Source organism: Mesorhizobium sp. 113-3-9, from assembly GCF_016756515.1.
GTDB lineage: Bacteria > Pseudomonadota > Alphaproteobacteria > Rhizobiales > Rhizobiaceae > Mesorhizobium.
Map to the genome: position 1 here is coordinate 541,888 of NZ_AP023246.1, position 16,456 is coordinate 558,343.

Below are 16,456 nucleotides of genomic sequence, written 5' to 3' on the forward strand. Positions count from 1 at the left end.
GATCCACCTGTCCGCCACCTATTGGTACTTTAGCAGCTCGCTGGCGGCGGGAGGATTGCGCTCGATCTGAAGATTGCAGCAACAACATCCGAACAGCCGCCAGACCTGGCGGCTTTTTTGTTTCAGCCGGCAGGTCTCCTAAACCAGGAGCAGAAAGCCGTGTTGACCACCACAGACGACCTTCGGGTCAAGGAAATCCGAGAACTGAGCACGCCGGACCAGGTGATGCGCGAGATCCCGCGCACGCTGACGGCGACGCGCACCGTCAGCGCGTCACGCAATGCCATCCACGCCATTCTGAACGGGACCGACGACCGGTTGCTTGTCGTCGTCGGCCCCTGTTCGATCCACGATCCGGTCGCGGCCGTTGACTATGCCAGCCGTCTGGCGGCGCTGCGCGAGACCCTGTCCGACCGGCTCGAGATCGTCATGCGGGTCTACTTCGAGAAGCCGCGCACCACGGTCGGCTGGAAAGGGCTGATCAACGATCCTGACCTCGACGGCAGCTTCAACATCGACAAGGGGCTGCGCATGGCGCGCAATGTGCTGTCGGCCGTCAACAATCTCGGCCTGCCGGCGGCGACCGAATTCCTCGACATGACCACCCCGCAATACATTGCCGACCTGGTCGCCTGGGGCGCGATCGGCGCGCGCACGACGGAGAGCCAGATCCACCGCGAGCTGGCATCGGGCCTGTCTTGCCCGGTCGGCTTCAAGAACGGCACAGACGGCAATCTCAGGATCGCCGGCGAGGCGGTGAAATCGGCTGCCCAGCCGCACCATTTCATGGCGGTGACCAAGGGCGGACGCAGCGGCATCGCGACCACCACCGGCAATGAGGACTGCCATGTCATCCTGCGCGGCGGCGTCCAGCCCAATTATGACGCGGCGAGCGTCGAGGCGGCCTCGGTCGAACTCGCCCGCATCGGCGTCGCGCCAAGGCTGATGATCGATGTCAGCCACGCCAATTCGAGCAAGAAGCCGGAGAACCAGCCCAAGGTGGCGGCCGACGTGGCAGGCCAGGTCGCGGCGGGCGACGAGCGCATCATCGGCTTGATGATCGAGAGCAATCTCGTCGCCGGCCGGCAGGACGTCGTGTCCGGCAAGCCACTGGTCTACGGCCAGAGCATCACCGATGGCTGTATCGACTGGGCGACCACCGAGACCGTGTTGCACGGCCTTGCCGGAGCTGTCGAATGGCGCCGGTCGGCGCGCCGCGCCATGCTGGAGAGCCGGCAGGGAGCCGCTTGAGAAGCCGATGCCAGTATTGCCGGCGTTTGCCCGGCACGTACCCCCACCCCTAACCCCTCCCCACAAGGGGGAGGGGAACTTTGCATAGGCGCTGGACTCAGCAAACTGCCGACGCTCAATGCCAAAGAAGGCACGGCATGCGGCAGCATTCCCTCCCCCTTGTGGGGAGGGCTAGGGTGGGGGTCCTTCTTCGCAAGAATCCATGTGCTACGCCGCCCTCAGCCCTTCCCAAGCGGTGAAGACCGAGACCGCGAAGAGCAACAGACCGGCCGCCCGGCCCGCAAGAGTGGTCGCCCGTGGATTGGCGATCAGAAGGTTGCGGCTGCGGCCGGCCGTGATCGCGAGCCCGCCATAGATCGCGGCCTGGGTCAGCACCGTCATCAGCCCCATCACCGTTGCCTGTATCCAGATCGGGCCGTAGTCCGGCTTCAGGAACTGCGGATAGACGGCAAGCACGAACAGATAGGCCTTCGGATTGACAAGGCAGGTCACCAGCCCTTGGCGAAATGCCTTCCATGCCGAGCGGCTGCCGGCAGGCCCGTCCTGACCGACGGTGATGGAGCTGCGCATCAGCGAGATGCCGATGAAGGCCATGTAGGCGGCGCCGGCGATCAGCAGCGGCTTGAACAGGATCGGCACGAAATGCATCAGCAGACCGACGCCGATGGCGCCGTTCAGCGTGTGCACCATGCCGCCGACCATGATGCCGCCAGTCGCGGCCAAACCCCTGTCGCGGCCGCCGGTCAGCGCATTGGCCAGCACGAACAGCATGTCCATGCCCGGAACGATGATGATGCCGAACAGCAGGATAAAGAAAAGCCAGAGATTTTCCGCGTAGCCCATGTCAGTTGCCTGTCGCCTCGTTCCACCAAGACGCAGCGGAACCTGTTGATTTTCAATTCGATAGGCAGTCCTATAGGTCGATCCAACTGACAATGGTGTGTCAGTTGGGATCGAAACCGGGTGAGGAAAATGCGCAAGGCGTCACGCCTGTTCGAGATCATCCAGATCCTGCGTCTGGCGCGGCAGCCGGTGACGGCGGCCATGATTGCCGAGCGGCTGGAGGTGACGATCCGCTCGATCTATCGCGACATCGCCGCGCTGCAGGCGATGCGCGTGCCGATCGAGGGCGGGCGCGGCATCGGCTATATACTGCGCCCCGGTTTCGACCTGCCGCCGCTGATGTTTTCGATCGAGGAGATGGAGGCGATCGTGCTGTCTCTGGCGCTGCTGGAGCGCACGGGCGACAGCGAGCTCAAGCAGGCGGCCAAGCGGGTCAGCGCCAAGATCGCCGGCGCGGTGCCACCGCCCTTGCGCCAGACGCTCGACGCCAATGCGCTGCATGCGTGGGGGTTCGCCGCACCTTCGGCCGGCACGATCGACTTGGCGCTGGTGCGCCGCGCCATCCGCGACGAGGAGAAGCTAGACCTCTCCTACCGCGACGAAATGGGCCGCGCCTCCGAGCGCCTCATCCGTCCGATCGCGCTCATCTACTACGCCGAGACCGCCAACATCGTCGCCTGGTGCGAGCTTCGACAGGCGATCCGCAATTTCCGCAGTGACCGGATCGAGGATTGCCGGCCGACCGGGCTGCGCTTCAAGGGCGAAGGCGACCGCTTGCGGCAGGTCTGGGTCGACGGCTGGGAAACCCCGGCCGCCGGCGGCTGAGGCGCGCTTGTATTACCGCACATCCACCCAGCGTTTTTCCTGGAACGAGCGCGCCATGGCGTGCACGGTGCGCTCGATCTCCAGACCTTCGGCGAATTCGATAAGCCGCGCCGGTCTGCCGGCGAGCCGCGTCAGCAGTTCGTGGCACTCGATGATCTTGAGGTCGTTGAAGCCGAGATTGTGGCCTGGCGCCGGCAGGAAGGCGTCGTAGGGCCTGTGATGCGGCGCCATCAGGATGGTGCGGTAGCCCTGTTCGGTCGGACGATCCGCGGTGACATAGAGCTGGATCTCGTTCATCCGCTCCTGGTCGAACAGGATAGACCCTTTCGAACCGAAGAGCTGGATGGCGATGCGGCCCTTGCGACCCCAGGCCGAGCGATTGACCTGAAGCGTGCCGGCGATGCCGTTTTCCAGATGCATCAAGACGCTCGCGATATCATAGGTCTCGACCGCCCGGCGTCCGCCGGCCGCCAGCTTCCGGTCGGCATAGGGCTTGGCCATGTCGCAGATGACGCTGGCGACGCGGCCGAACAGCGCCGAGACCAGCGACAGCGGATGCACGGCGAAATCATCGAGCGCTCCATAGCCGGAAGACGCCTCGTGCTTCCAGAAGAACAGCGCCTCGGGATCGGCCATGAAATCCTCGTCCATCTCGATGCGCAGATGGTTGACATCGCCAATGATCTTCTCCTCGAGCAGCGCGCCGATGTGGCGGATGGCCGGGCTCTGGATGTAGTTGTAGCCAAGCGCCGCGATCTTGCCTGATGTCTTCGCCGCGGCCGCCATCGCCTCTGCCTCGGCAAAGCTTGGCGCCATCGGCTTTTCGCACCACAAATGCTTGCCGGCCTGAAGAACCGCGATGGCCATTTCCGGATGGAACTGGTTGGGCGTGGTCAGCGAGACAATGTCGACCTCCGGGTCGTTGACGACGGCGCGCCAGTCGCCGGAGGCCTTGGCGAAGCCGAATTCGCCGGCCTTGCGCTGGGCCAACTCCTCATTGACCTCGCCGAGATGGACGAGCCTGGGCTTGGCGACATCCGGAAAGACGGCGCCGACGGCACTCCACGCGATGGCATGGCATTTGCCCATGAAGCCCGTGCCGATAAGACCGACGCCAACCATTTTCCATTTCTCCGCTGCCTGAAGCACTGCGTGGATGAATTAATCCATTTTCTCTCGAAATGGAATGTCTGCCTCATTTTTTATGGCGTTCTTGCGCAGCCTCGCTATGATGGGGCAGAGAGGACGCTTCCAATGCATGTCGCCCAAAAGTGCGCAGCGGTTTTGAGACAACAACATGCATGGAATCAAACGGTCTGAAGCGCGCTGACGCGCCTTGGACAAGCTTGGACGGGCCGACGATGGACGAACGGGTACCTCGCGACTTCGAGACGCTGCGCGCCACGATCCTCGATCGTCGCGAAACCCTGCCGAAACGCATCGCGCAGATCGCCGCCTATGCGCTCGACAATCCCGACGACATCGCCTTCGGCACCGCCGCCAGCATCGCCGCTTCGGCCGGCGTGCAGCCGTCGACCCTGATCCGGTTTGCACAACAGCTTGGCTTCGACGGCTTCACCAGCCTGCAGCAGGTGTTCCGCGAGCGGCTGCGCGAGCGCAACTCGTCCTACGACGAACGGTTGCAGGCCTTGCGTACCAAGGCCGAGGGCGGCGCCGGCCATCGCGCCATCTTCGACGGATTCGTTGCCGCCGCCAGCACCTCGCTCAACGACATTTCCCGCACGCTGGATGACGCGCATCTGGAAGAAGCGATTTCGCTGCTGGCAAAAGCGCAGACCATCTATGTGCTGGCCAAGCGCCGCTCCTACCCGGTGGCGACCTACATCGCCTATGCGCTGGGCAAGCTGAAGATCCGCAACCAGCTGATCGAATCCGCCGCCGGCCTGAACGCCGAAATGGTCGGCTTCGCGACGCCGGCGGACGCCGTCATCGCCATCTCCTTCTCGCCCTATGCGCCGGCCACCATCGAGGAAGCACGCACCATCTCCGAACAGGGCGTGCCGATCGTCGCCATCACCGACAGCTCGTTCTCGCCGCTTGCTCAGTTCGCCAGGGTCTGGTTCGAGGTTGCCGAGGCGGACTTCGCCGGCTTCCGTTCGCTGTCGGCGACGATGGCGCTGGCCATGGCGCTGACCGTCGGGGTTGGCGAGAAACGACGCGACGCAAGCCGCAAGCGCAAGGGCTGAGCCTGTCTTCGCCGGCCTCGGGCCAGGCTCAAAATCGGGCGCCGGCTCTCGCTTCCCACGCCTTCACCGCGGGATCCTGATTCCTTACTTTTCGATCCGGGAATGCTCATTCCATATTGACTATGGATTGGAATTATTATTTCATATTCCCGGCACCACGCTGCCGCTCGCGCGTGTTACCCAAACAAATGTTGTTCCTGACAACAAGACCAACGGGAGGTTCCAATGAGCGAAGCCGTGGACTTAAAACAGGCGCCGCTCGACGTCATCACCATCGGTCGCGCTTCCGTCGACCTCTATGGCCAGCAGATCGGCTCGCGGCTGGAGGACATCACCTCCTTCGCCAAGTCGGTCGGCGGCTGCCCGGCCAACATCTCGGTCGGCACGGCCAGGCTCGGCCTGCGCTCGGCGCTGCTGACGCGCGTCGGCGACGAGCAGATGGGCCGCTTCATCCGCGAACAGCTCAAGCGCGAAGGCGTCAACACCGACGGCCTGAAGACGGACAAGGAACGCCTGACGGCTCTGGTGCTGCTCTCGGTCGAGAGCGAAGGCGTTTCGCCGATGATCTTTTATCGGAGCGACTGTGCCGACATGGCGCTGGCGCCGGAGGATATTGACGAGGCGTTCATCGCTTCGGCGCGTTCGATCGTCGTCACCGGCACGCATTTTTCCCGCCCCAACAGCGACGCCGCGCAGCGCAAGGCGATCCGCATCATGAAGGCCAAGGGCGGCAAGGTTGTCTTCGACATCGACTATCGGCCCAATTTATGGGGCCTCGCCGGCCATGCCGAAGGCTTCGAGCGCTATGTGAAATCGGACCGCGTCTCGGCCCAGCTGAAAACGGTGCTGCCCGATTGCGACCTCATCGTCGGCACCGAGGAAGAGATCATGATCGCCTCGGGCGCCGACGACTGCCTGAGCGCGCTGAAGACGATCCGCGCGCTGTCCTCGGCCACCATCGTACTGAAGCGCGGCGCCATGGGCTGCATCGTCTATGACGGGCCGATCAGCGACGATCTGGAAGACGGCATCGTCGGCAAGGGTTTCCCGATCGAGATCTACAATGTGCTGGGTGCAGGCGACGCCTTCATGTCCGGCTTCCTGCGCGGCTGGCTGGGAGGGGAAGACCATGCGACGGCGGCGACCTGGGCCAATGCCTGCGGCGCGTTTGCCGTGTCGCGGCTGCTGTGCGCGCCGGAATATCCAACCTTCGAGGAGCTGCAGTTCTTCCTCAAGAGCGGCAGCAAGCACCGGGCCTTGCGCAAGGACGAGGCGATCAACCACATCCATTGGGCGACCACCCGCCGGCGCGACATTCCCTCGATGATGGCGCTCGCCTGCGACCACCGTGTGCAGCTCGAGGACGTCGCGGCCAAAGCCGGGGCCGATCCGGCGCGCATCCGCGATTTCAAGGTGCTGGCGGTCAAGGCGGCGGCAAAGGTCGCCGCCGGCCGCGACGGCTACGGCATGCTGATCGACGAGAAGCATGGCCGCGAGGCGATGTTCGAGTTCGCCAGGCATCCCTTCGCCTGGCTCGGGCGGCCGGTGGAACTGCCGGGCTCGCGGCCACTGCGCTTCGAATTCTCGCAGGACATCGGGTCGCAGCTTACCGAATGGCCCGTCGATCACTGCATCAAGTGCCTGTGCTTCTACCACCCCGACGATCCGGCGGCGCTCAAGGAAGAGCAGCAGCAGAAGCTGCGCGCGCTGTTCGAGGCCGCGCGCAAAGTCGGCCGGGAGCTGCTCATCGAGATCATCGCCGGCAAGCATGGCAAGCTCGACGACGCCACCATTCCGCGCGCGCTGGAGGAACTCTATGCGCTCGGCATCAAGCCCGACTGGTGGAAGCTGGAGCCGCAGGCATCGAGCGGCGCCTGGGCCAGGATCGAAGCGGTGATCCTGAAGCACGATCCATGGTGCCGCGGCATCGTCCTGCTTGGCCTGGAAGCGCCGCAGGACGAGCTGGAGGCGGCTTTCGCCGCCACCGCCAAGGCACCCATCGTCAAGGGCTTTGCCGTCGGCCGCACCATATTCGTCCACGCGGCCGAGGAGTGGCTGGCCGGCAGGATGTCGGATGACGAGGCTGTCGCCGACATGGCCTCGCGCTTCGAGCAACTGACCGAAGCGTGGCTTGCCGCGCGCGGACGCAAGGCGGCATAAGAAGGCGCGGCACAAGGACTGCGGAGGAAACACAATGAGCAAGACAATCCGCCTGACGATGGCGCAGGCGCTGACCCGCTTCCTGTCACGCCAGATGACCGAGATCGACGGCAAAAAAGTGCCGATCTTCGGTGGTGTCTGGGCGATCTTCGGCCATGGCAATGTCGCCGGCATCGGCGAGGCGCTCTACCAGGTACGCGACGAATTGCCGACCTTCCGCGCCCACAATGAGCAGGCGATGGCGCATGCGGCGATCGCCTACGCCAAGGCCAATTTCCGCCGCCGCTTCATGGCCGCGACCTCTTCGATCGGCCCTGGCGCGCTCAACATGGTGACGGCCGCGGCGCTTGCCCATGTAAACCGGTTGCCTGTCCTGTTTTTGCCCGGCGACGTCTTTGCCAACCGCATCCCCGACCCGGTGCTGCAGCAGGCCGAGGATTTTTCCGACGGCACGGCGACGGTCAATGACTGTTTCCGCCCGGTGTCGCGCTATTTCGACCGCATCACCCGGCCTGAGCAGATCATCCCGGCACTCAGCCGCGCCATGCAGGTGCTGACCGATCCGGCCGATTGCGGGCCGGTGACGCTGTCGCTTTGCCAAGATGTTCAGGCCGAGGCCTATGACTATCCCGAGAGCTTCTTTGCCGAACGGGTCTGGCACCAGCGCCGACCGCGCCCGGACCGCCATGAGCTTGCCGCGGCTGTCGCGGCGCTGAAGGGTGCTAAGAAGCCGCTGATCATTGCCGGCGGCGGCGTGCTCTATTCTCAAGCCTCAAGCGAACTGGCCAAATTCGTCGAAGCCGCCGGCATTCCGGTCTGCGAGACGCAAGGCGGCAAATCCTCGCTGCCGGACGATCATCCGCTCAACATGGGGGCAGTCGGCGTCACCGGCACTTCGGCGGCCAACCGGCTGGCGGAAGAGGCCGACGTGGTGCTCGCCATCGGCACGCGGCTGCAGGATTTCACCACCGGCTCATGGGCGCTGTTCAAGAATTCCGGCAAGACCATCATCGGGCTCAACGTCCAACCTTTCGATGCCGGCAAGCACCGGGCGCTGCCGCTGGTCGCCGATGCGGCCGAAGGGCTCGCTGAACTCGGTGCCGCTCTGAAGGGCTGGAAAGTGCCTGCCGCCTGGACTGACAATGCAGCCACCGGCAAGAAGGCCTGGCAGGCCGACGCGGCCAAGGTGACGGCGTCGACCAACGCCGCTTTCCCGTCCGACGCGCAGGTGATCGGTGCCGTGCAGCGGGCCATGGGCTCGGGCGTGACGCTGCTGAATGCATCGGGCGGCCTGCCGGGCGAACTGCATAAGCTCTGGCAGGCGGGCGCGCCCGGCTCGTACCATGGCGAATACGGATTCTCCACCATGGGTTACGAGATCGCCGGCGGGCTCGGCGCCAAGATGGCCAAGCCCGACCAGGAGGTCGTCGTCATGATCGGCGACGGCTCCTACCTGATGATGAATTCCGAGATCGCAACCTCGGTGATGCTTGGTTTGAAGCTCACCATCGTGCTGCTCGACAACCGTGGCTATGGCTGCATCAACCGGCTGCAGATGGCGACCGGCGGCGCCAACTTCAACAATCTCCTGAAGGACGCACGCCACGAGATCCTGCCCGATGTGGACTTCGCCGCCCATGCGGCGAGCCTGGGCGCGATATCAGAGAAAGTACCCTCGATCGCCGGGCTCGAAAACGCGCTGCAGAAGGCCAAGAAGAACGACCGCACCACCGTTGTGGTCATCGACACCGATCCGCTGGTTTCCACCGATGCCGGCGGCCACTGGTGGGACGTGGCGGTGCCGGAAGTCTCGGCGCGACCACAGGTCAACGCGGCGCGCAAGGCCTATGACGAGAAGCGCCAGATGCAGAGCGTCGGCGATTGATGCGAGCTCCCTTCTCCCCGTCCCTATACGGGGAGAAGGCGCCGGCAGGCGGATGAGGGGCGGCGCCAGCGGCCAAAGAATGAACTGTTCTAATCTGGAGTGACGACTTGAAAGCCAAACTGGGCATGTCCCCCATCGCGTGGTGGAACGACGATCTTGCGGAACTGAGCGATGACGTGTCGCTGGAGGAGTGCCTGCGCCAGTCGCGTTCGGCCGGCTTCACCGGCATGGAAATGGGCCGGCGTTTTCCCAACGACCCCGCCGTCATGCTGCCGATCCTGAAAGCGGCCGACGTGACGCTGTGCGGCGGCTGGTTTTCCGGAACGCTGGTCGATGAGGAGATGGGCAAGAACAAGGACCGCATCCAGCCGATGATCGACCTGTTCAAGGCGGTCAATGCGCCCTGTATCGTCTATGGCGAGGTCGGCCGCTCGATCCAGGGCGACCGCTCGAAGCCGCTCGCCACCAAGCCGAAGCTCACCAGTGACGAAATGAAGGCCTATGGAAGGCGCCTGACCGAATTCGGTGAATGGTGCGCCGAGCAAGGCATGCCGCTTTCCTACCACCACCACATGGCGGCGGTGGTCGAGACCGAGCCGGAACTCGATGCCTTCATGCGCCATTCCGGGGCGGGGATTCCGCTGCTGCTCGATGCCGGGCACCTGGCCTTTGCCGGCGGCGACGTGCTGCGCGCCATCGACAACCACCACAAGCGCATCAGCCATGTCCATGTGAAGGATGTGCGCATGGACGTGATCGACAGGCTCGACCGCACGAAACAGTCCTTCCTCGACGCCGTAGCGCTCGGCGCCTTCACCGCGCCGGGCGATGGCTCGCTCGATTTCGGCGCCATCGTGCAGCGCTTCGCCGACCATGGCTATGAGGGCTGGTTCGTGGTCGAGGCCGAGCAGGACCCGAAGAAGAACCCGCCGCTCAAGATGGCGCAGGTCGGCCACAAGGAGCTGATGCGGGTGATGACGGCCGCCGGCTACACGGTGGAGACCCAGGGTTTTCCGAATGCCTGACGCGATGGGTTCACGGCGGGGCAGGTTGCTGTAGATTGGCCCGATGAAAGATTCCGAGCACCCGTTCTTCCGGCCCTTGTGGCGGCGTGTCGCCGTCGTCGCGGTCTGCGTCATCTGGTCGATCATCGAGTTCGCCACCGGCACGCCGTTCTGGGGCGTCATTGCGCTCGGCTTCGCCGGCTATGGCGTCTGGCAGTTTTTTTATCTGTACAAGCCGGTTGATGAGAGCAAGGCGACGGCCGAGGCCGAACCGAAGGAGTAACTGATCGCGTGCGTTGGCGATTAGCTTACGGCGCTTCCACCTTCGTCATCCTAGGACGGAGCAAGGAGCGCAGCGACGCAGCGCAGACCCTAGGATGACGAAGATGGAAGCGCGCCGACCAAAGATTTGCGATGGCCCTTTCAAACAGACGGCTTGGCTTCACGGAGCCCCTCAAGCCAGTGAAATAGGAGAGACAAAAATGTCGAAGCTGCTCGTGAAGGCCGACAAGAGCCATGGCCGCGTTGCCCACGTCACGCCGAAAAGCGCCGGCTGGACCTATGTCGGTTTCGACCTGCATCGGCTGCGGCCTGGCGAAAGCGCCTCGGGAAAGACGGACGATCGTGAGATCTGCCTGGTGTTCGTCACTGGCAAGGGCACCGCGAAAGCCGGCGGCAAGGATCTTGGCCTGCTCGGGGAACGCATGTCGCCCTTCGAAGGCAAGCCATGGTCGGTCTATATCCCCGAGGGATCGGACTGGTCGGTAACGGCCGATACCGAGCTGGAACTGGCGGTGTGCTCGGCGCCCGGTCTTGGCGGCGGCCTGCCGGTTCGGGTGATCGGACCCGACGATCTCGGCCAGGAGGTGCGCGGCAAGGGCACCAACACCCGTTACGTCACCAACATCCTGCCGGAAGGCAAGCCGGCGGACTCGCTGCTGGTGGTCGAGGTCATCACGCCCGGCGGCCACACGTCGAGCTACCCGCCGCACAAGCATGACCAGGACAATCTGCCTGATGAATCCTATCTCGAGGAAACCTACTATCACCGTCTCAACCCGCCGCAGGGCTTTGCCTTCCAGCGCGTCTACACCGACGCCGACAAGAACGGCCATCGCGCGCTGGACGAAGCCATGGCGATCGAGGATGGCGATGTCGTGCTGGTGCCCGAGGGTTATCACCCCTGCGCCGCCTGCCATGGCTATGATCTCTACTATCTCAACGTCATGGCCGGGCCGAAGCGGACGTGGAAATTCCACAATGCCCCCGAGCACGAATGGTTGATGAAGGCCTGATCATTCCGGCGGCGCCGGCTGAAGTTATTGGTCCAGCTTGAAAAAATCGTCGGCTAAGGACCGCCTGGCTCGATTTGCCTTCGAAAACCCTTCAAAGCTTCGTCAATCCGTCATGGAAATCACCTATGGCAACGGATCTGACGAGGACTTCCCATGCGTTATGCCATCTATTTCACCCCCCGGCAGGACGAACCGCTGGCGCGGATCGCCGCGAATTGGCTGGGCCGCGACCCGTTCGGCGCGGCGACAAGGCCGGTCGAGGCCGTGGCCGACCTGGCGGCGGCGGAAGTTGCCTTCCACACCGCTTCGGCCCGCCGCTATGGCTTCCACGCGACACTGAAAGCCCCCTTCCGGCTTGCGGCCAACGAGAGCGAGACCTCGCTGCGCGCGGGGCTCGACCATTTCGCCGAAGCGACGCCGGTGGTGACGATACCGCGGCTCGTCGTCAGTCAGATCGACAGCTTCTTCGCGCTGGTGCCCGAGGGCCCGTTGCCTTCGCTCAACCGTTTCGCCGACGAGGTCGTGCGCGACTTCGACCGCTTTCGCGCGCCACTGACCGAGGCCGAGATCGAGCGGCGCAGCCCCGATTCGCTGAAGCCGGCCGAGTTCCGCAATCTCTGCCAGTGGGGCTACCCCTATGTCTTCGAGACCTTTCGCTTCCACATGACGCTGTCGGGTCGGGTCGGGCCACAGGAAAGCCCTCGTCTTCGCCTAGCAATCGACAGCCTGTTCGCCGAAGTGCTGCAACAACCTGTGCTGGTGGACGCGCTGACGCTGTTTGTCGAGACCGAACCCGGGGCGCCGTTCATGGTGCTTTCCCAGCACGTGCTGGGACGCCGACCGGCCAGAAAAATCGCCTGAACAAGCCCTGCCCCAGATGATCAAGGACTGCCCGAAATGACCGCCGAAACCGTTCTTTCCAACGCCCGCATCGTGCTTGCCGACGAGATCGTCGAAGGGTCGCTGGTGCTGCGCGACGGCTTGATCGCCGGCATCGATGCCGGTGCTGCCCGCACCGGCGAGGACATGAGCGGCGACTATGTCATTCCGGGGCTGGTCGAACTGCACACCGACCATCTCGAGGGCCATTACGCACCACGGCCGAAGGTACGCTGGAACCCGATCGCCGCGGTGCTTGCCCATGACGCCCAGGTGGCGACGGCCGGCATCACCACCGTGCTCGACGCCTTGCGCGTCGGCATGGACGAGGACGCCGATCTCACCTTGGCCGATATCCGCAAGCTGGCCGATGCAATCGAGGACAGCGTCGCGCAGGATCGTCTGCGCGCCGATCATTTCCTGCATCTGCGTTGCGAGGTTTCGGCGCCGGATTGCCTGCAGGCCTTCGCCAATTTCGATCAGGACGACCGGGTCAAGTTGGCCTCGCTGATGGACCATGCGCCCGGCCAGCGTCAGTTCGTCAATCTCGAAACCTATGCCTATTACTACCAGCGCAAGCTGAAGCTGACCGACCGCGACTTCAAATTGTTCTGCGAGAAGCGGATGGCGGAATCGGCGCGCTATTCTGCGCCGAACCGCGCGGTGATCGCGGCTGCCTGCCAAGAGCGCGGCATCGTGCTCGCCAGCCATGACGACGCCACGTCGAGCCATGTCGACGAGGCGATCGAGCAAGGAGTGCGCGTCGCCGAATTCCCGACCACCGAGGAAGCGGCGCGCGCTTCGAAGGCCGCGGGCCTGGGCGTGCTGATGGGCGCGCCCAACGTCATGCGCGGCGCTTCGCATTCGGGCAATGTCTCGGCGCGCACGCTGGCCAGCGACGGCCTGCTCGACATCCTGTCATCCGACTATATTCCGTTCAGCCTGATCCAGTCGGCCTTCTTCCTCGGCGACATGGTCGAAGGCATTTCGCTGCCGCAGGCGGTCGCCATGGTTTCGAAGAACCCGGCGGAAGCCGTTGGCCTGACCGACCGCGGCATCATCGAACAGGGCCGCCGCGCCGATCTGGTGCGCGTGCGTGTCGACGACCATGTTCCGGTCGTGCGCACCGTCTGGCGTCAGGGGCGCCGGGTCGCATGATGGTGTCGGCGTTGATCGAACGTGAACTGTCCGCCGAGACGTTTCCGATCCGCCACGGCGTCTTTGTCGCTGTCGTGGGGCCGAGTGGCGCCGGCAAGGACACGGTGATCGGCTACGCCCGCGCGCTCTTTGCCGACGAGAGCCGGCTGGAGTTCGTCCGCCGCGTCATCACCAGGCCGAGCGATGCCGCGAGCGAGGATCACGACACGCTGGCCGACGCGGCCTTTGTCGAGGCCGAGGCCGACGGCGCCTTCGCAATCTCGTGGGAAGCACACGGCTTGCGCTATGGCCTGCCCGCCGATGTCGACTGGTCGGTCGCCAATGGCCATGTCGCGGTCGCCAATGTGTCGCGCGCGATCATCCCCACCTTGCGCGAGCGCTATGCCAATCTGGCCATTGTCGAGATCACCGCCTCGCCTGATGTGCTGGCCGAGCGGCTGGCAATGCGGGGCCGCGAGTCGCGCGGCGAAGTGCTGGCGCGCCTGGCGCGCAGCGCCAACGTCACCCTGTCCGGCCCCGGCGTCACCTCGATCGACAACAGCGGCCAACGCGAGGTTGCCGGCGAACGTTTCGCCGAGCTGCTGCGCAAGGCAATGGCCTTCTCCGACATGTCGGGCATGATCTGATTCAACTCGCCAGCGAGATTCCGGCACCACGACTTGCCTAAAAAGACGACTTGAGGCACGCCGACTGAAGTCGCTCGGCGCGAGCCGCCTTGGCGTGAGCAATCTCCAGAGTTGATTTCGCCGCATCATGGCGCACGGCCACGTATCCGGTGCATCGCTGCTGTTCGCCGCTGGCAGGCCGCATGCCCGCCCGCGCCTGGCCGCCGGTGTCACACCGCTGTAACAGATATTTCGGATGGTGGCTCTCGTTGTAATCACTACAGGCAGCGAACGAGCCGGCCACCATGACTTATGATGCACCCGAAGAGCAGAAAATGACGGTCGACGCCCTTGTCCAGGCGGCGCTCGATAGCCTGCCGCCCGCCGAGCAGCGCATGGCGCGGTTCTTCGTCGACCAGAAGCAGGCTGTGCTCCTGGGGTCCGCGGCCGAGATCGCCGAGCAGGCCGGCGCCAGCGACGCCACCGTGGTCCGGACAGCGCGCTCGCTTGGTTTCGATAGCCTCTCGGCGCTTCGCCAGATGCTGCTGTCGGACCTCACCGGCACGCCGTCACCCGGCAAGCGACTGGCGCGCACCTTGCAGGAGACCGGCGACGACGGCGCGGCAGCGTTGCGGCACGTGATCGACATTCATGAAAGCGTGCTCGATGTGCTCAAGCGCCCGGAAATGGCGGCCGCATTCGAGCGCAGTATCGACATCCTGGCGCGGGCCAATCGCCGCCATGTCTTCGGCATCGGTCCGTCGGGCGCCATGGCCGATTATGCCAGTTTGCAGTTCAACCGGATCGGGCTGCCGACCAGCGCGCTGTCGGTATCGGGAATTGCGCTCGCCGACCGGCTGCTGTGGCTCGGCAAGGGGGACGCGGTGCTGATGATGGCCTATGCGCCGCTCTACCGCGAGGTCGAGGTTGTTCTCGAGCAAGCCATGCAGATCGACGTCCCGGTCGTGCTGATCAGCGACAATCTGGCTCCGCTTGTCTCGGGCAAGGTGGCCGAGACGCTGCCGATTCCGCGCGGCAAGGCCGATCACTTGGCCATGCATGGCGGCACGATCGTTCTCCTCGAGGCGATGATCATCGGGCTGGCGAAGCGGGCCAGCGAAGCCGCCTTTGACAGCCTCGAACGGTTGAGCTCGCTGCGCGGCTCGATCGACAAGGCGTGGATCAAACGAGGCGTCAAAAGGAATAAATCAAAAAACGCCGGGAAATGACACAAAATGTTCAAGTAACATTCGTATGATATGATGGGTATTACTTTGCCCATGGCAATTTACTGGAGATAACCATGAAAACCGGCACAACATTCTGCTTTGCAATTGGCTTGAGCACGCTCGCCTTGACGATGCCTGTTTCGGCATCCGACCTGGTGCTTTACGACGCACTCGATTTCGCCGGCCCGGTGGCCAAGGCCTTCCAGGCCAAGACCGGCCTTACGGTCGACGTCGTCGAGCCCGGCAGCACCGGCGAGACGCTGGGCAAGATCGCCGCGGAAGGCAACAACCCGCAGTTCGACATCGTCTGGCTCGACGGCTCGGCGGTGATGGAACGCATGGCGGCCGACCACGTGCTGCAGGCCATTCCCGCCGCCGCCTACGACAAGGTGGCGTTCACCGATCTCGGCAAGTCGCTGATCCCGCAAAGCCGCGCTTTCCTGCCGACCGGCACCAGCACCACTGCCATCGAGGTCAACACCAAGAAGGTGCCGGCCGACAAGATGCCCAAATCCTGGGCCGACCTTCAGTCCTTCGCAGGCGGCGTCGCGGCCAAGGATCCGAACCTGTCGGGACCGGCCTATCAATGGCTGGCCGGTTTCTTCCAGACCAACGGCCTCGATGCCGGCAAGGCGCTGCTGGCCAAGACGCTGACCAACAAGGCGCTGTCGGGCCTGTCGAGCGGCGGCAAGGTGAACAAGGCCGTGCTGACCGGCGATGCCTCGGTCGGCATCAACCAGGACAGCGCCATCTTTTCGAAGATCGCGGCCGGCGAGCCCGTCGTCGCGGTCTATCCGAGCGAGGGTTCGGTGTCGCTGCCGCAAGGCCTCGGCATCAGCGCCAAGACCCAGCATATGGACGCGGCCGAGAAATTCATCGACTTCGTCACTAGCGCCGAGGGCCAGGCCGCCATGCAGAACGGCGATGACACGGACTTCTTCTTCATTCCGGTCATCAAGGGCGTCAACGCCAAGCCCGGCCGCGAAACCAACATCACCTACACGCATCTCAACGACGCCATGGCCTCTGCCCATGAGGCCGAATGGAAGCAGTGGTACAAGGATAATTTCGTCCAGTGATCCGGCTGTCTGAGCCCAACTTGTTCTGGCAATGAC

The 16,456-nt window shown here is 64.2% G+C and carries 15 protein-coding genes; 13 read left to right on the forward strand and 2 right to left on the reverse strand.

Translation table 11 applies throughout. The features are described 5' to 3' along the window. The first annotated feature begins 159 nt into the window (after positions 1 to 159). On the forward strand, positions 160 to 1,251 hold the full coding sequence (locus tag MesoLj_RS02490; protein ID WP_202324967.1) for a 3-deoxy-7-phosphoheptulonate synthase: 1,092 nt from the start codon (positions 160 to 162) through the stop codon (positions 1,249 to 1,251). Between the two features lie 207 nt (positions 1,252 to 1,458). Here the strand turns inward: MesoLj_RS02490 and MesoLj_RS02495 are convergent, their stop codons facing one another. Next, on the reverse strand, positions 1,459 to 2,094 hold the full coding sequence (locus tag MesoLj_RS02495) for a LysE family translocator (protein ID WP_140770407.1): 636 nt from the start codon (positions 2,092 to 2,094) through the stop codon (positions 1,459 to 1,461). 129 nt (positions 2,095 to 2,223) lie between these two features. On the opposite strand from MesoLj_RS02495, the gene MesoLj_RS02500 reads away from it, so the two are divergent. Then, the gene (locus MesoLj_RS02500) at positions 2,224 to 2,919 is read left to right on the forward strand and encodes a helix-turn-helix transcriptional regulator (RefSeq protein WP_202324968.1); all 696 of its coding nucleotides are present in this window, start codon (positions 2,224 to 2,226) and stop codon (positions 2,917 to 2,919) included. A 12-nt stretch (positions 2,920 to 2,931) separates the two neighbouring features. Here the strand turns inward: MesoLj_RS02500 and MesoLj_RS02505 are convergent, their stop codons facing one another. After that, positions 2,932 to 4,041 (reverse strand): Gfo/Idh/MocA family protein, encoded by a 1,110-nt coding sequence (locus tag MesoLj_RS02505; RefSeq protein WP_202324969.1) that lies wholly within the window; start codon positions 4,039 to 4,041, stop codon positions 2,932 to 2,934. Positions 4,042 to 4,280: 239 nt separating this feature from the next. Here MesoLj_RS02505 and MesoLj_RS02510 point away from each other — a divergent pair, with 239 nt between their 5' ends. The 11 genes from MesoLj_RS02510 to MesoLj_RS02560 all read left to right on the forward strand — a co-directional run bounded on the left by MesoLj_RS02510 (position 4,281) and on the right by MesoLj_RS02560 (position 16,420). Further along, a complete protein-coding gene (locus MesoLj_RS02510; protein ID WP_202324970.1) occupies positions 4,281 to 5,126 on the forward strand; it encodes a MurR/RpiR family transcriptional regulator in 846 nt (281 codons plus the stop codon). A gap of 225 nt (positions 5,127 to 5,351) precedes the next feature. Beyond that, positions 5,352 to 7,286, forward strand: coding sequence for a bifunctional 5-dehydro-2-deoxygluconokinase/5-dehydro-2-deoxyphosphogluconate aldolase (locus MesoLj_RS02515; protein ID WP_202324971.1), 1,935 nt, complete (start codon positions 5,352 to 5,354; stop codon positions 7,284 to 7,286). Between the two features lie 34 nt (positions 7,287 to 7,320). Then, complete coding sequence (gene iolD, locus MesoLj_RS02520) at positions 7,321 to 9,171, forward strand: 3D-(3,5/4)-trihydroxycyclohexane-1,2-dione acylhydrolase (decyclizing) (protein WP_202324972.1); 1,851 nt, start codon at positions 7,321 to 7,323, stop codon at positions 9,169 to 9,171. A gap of 107 nt (positions 9,172 to 9,278) precedes the next feature. After that, positions 9,279 to 10,196, forward strand: coding sequence for a myo-inosose-2 dehydratase (iolE, locus tag MesoLj_RS02525; protein ID WP_202324973.1), 918 nt, complete (start codon positions 9,279 to 9,281; stop codon positions 10,194 to 10,196). A gap of 43 nt (positions 10,197 to 10,239) precedes the next feature. Then, positions 10,240 to 10,458: a DUF3329 domain-containing protein gene (locus MesoLj_RS02530; RefSeq protein ID WP_140770427.1), complete on the forward strand. Its 219-nt coding sequence runs from the start codon at positions 10,240 to 10,242 to the stop codon at positions 10,456 to 10,458. Between the two features lie 199 nt (positions 10,459 to 10,657). Next, on the forward strand, positions 10,658 to 11,470 hold the full coding sequence (gene iolB / locus MesoLj_RS02535; RefSeq protein ID WP_202324974.1) for a 5-deoxy-glucuronate isomerase: 813 nt from the start codon (positions 10,658 to 10,660) through the stop codon (positions 11,468 to 11,470). A gap of 153 nt (positions 11,471 to 11,623) precedes the next feature. Then, positions 11,624 to 12,331: a DUF1045 domain-containing protein gene (locus MesoLj_RS02540; RefSeq protein ID WP_202324975.1), complete on the forward strand. Its 708-nt coding sequence runs from the start codon at positions 11,624 to 11,626 to the stop codon at positions 12,329 to 12,331. A 36-nt stretch (positions 12,332 to 12,367) separates the two neighbouring features. Further along, positions 12,368 to 13,507 (forward strand): alpha-D-ribose 1-methylphosphonate 5-triphosphate diphosphatase, encoded by a 1,140-nt coding sequence (locus tag MesoLj_RS02545; RefSeq protein ID WP_202324976.1) that lies wholly within the window; start codon positions 12,368 to 12,370, stop codon positions 13,505 to 13,507. Beyond that, positions 13,504 to 14,133 carry a phosphonate metabolism protein/1,5-bisphosphokinase (PRPP-forming) PhnN gene (phnN, locus tag MesoLj_RS02550; RefSeq protein ID WP_181179708.1) on the forward strand — a complete coding sequence of 210 codons (630 nt, stop codon included), beginning with the start codon at positions 13,504 to 13,506 and terminating at the stop codon, positions 14,131 to 14,133. The genes MesoLj_RS02545 and phnN overlap by 4 nt, the downstream gene beginning before the upstream one ends. 284 nt (positions 14,134 to 14,417) lie before the next feature. Then, positions 14,418 to 15,341, forward strand: a complete 924-nt coding sequence (locus tag MesoLj_RS02555) for a MurR/RpiR family transcriptional regulator (protein ID WP_244735274.1) — start codon at positions 14,418 to 14,420, stop codon at positions 15,339 to 15,341. A 74-nt stretch (positions 15,342 to 15,415) separates the two neighbouring features. Further along, positions 15,416 to 16,420, forward strand: coding sequence for an ABC transporter substrate-binding protein (locus MesoLj_RS02560; RefSeq protein WP_202324977.1), 1,005 nt, complete (start codon positions 15,416 to 15,418; stop codon positions 16,418 to 16,420). Positions 16,421 to 16,456 lie beyond the last annotated feature (36 nt).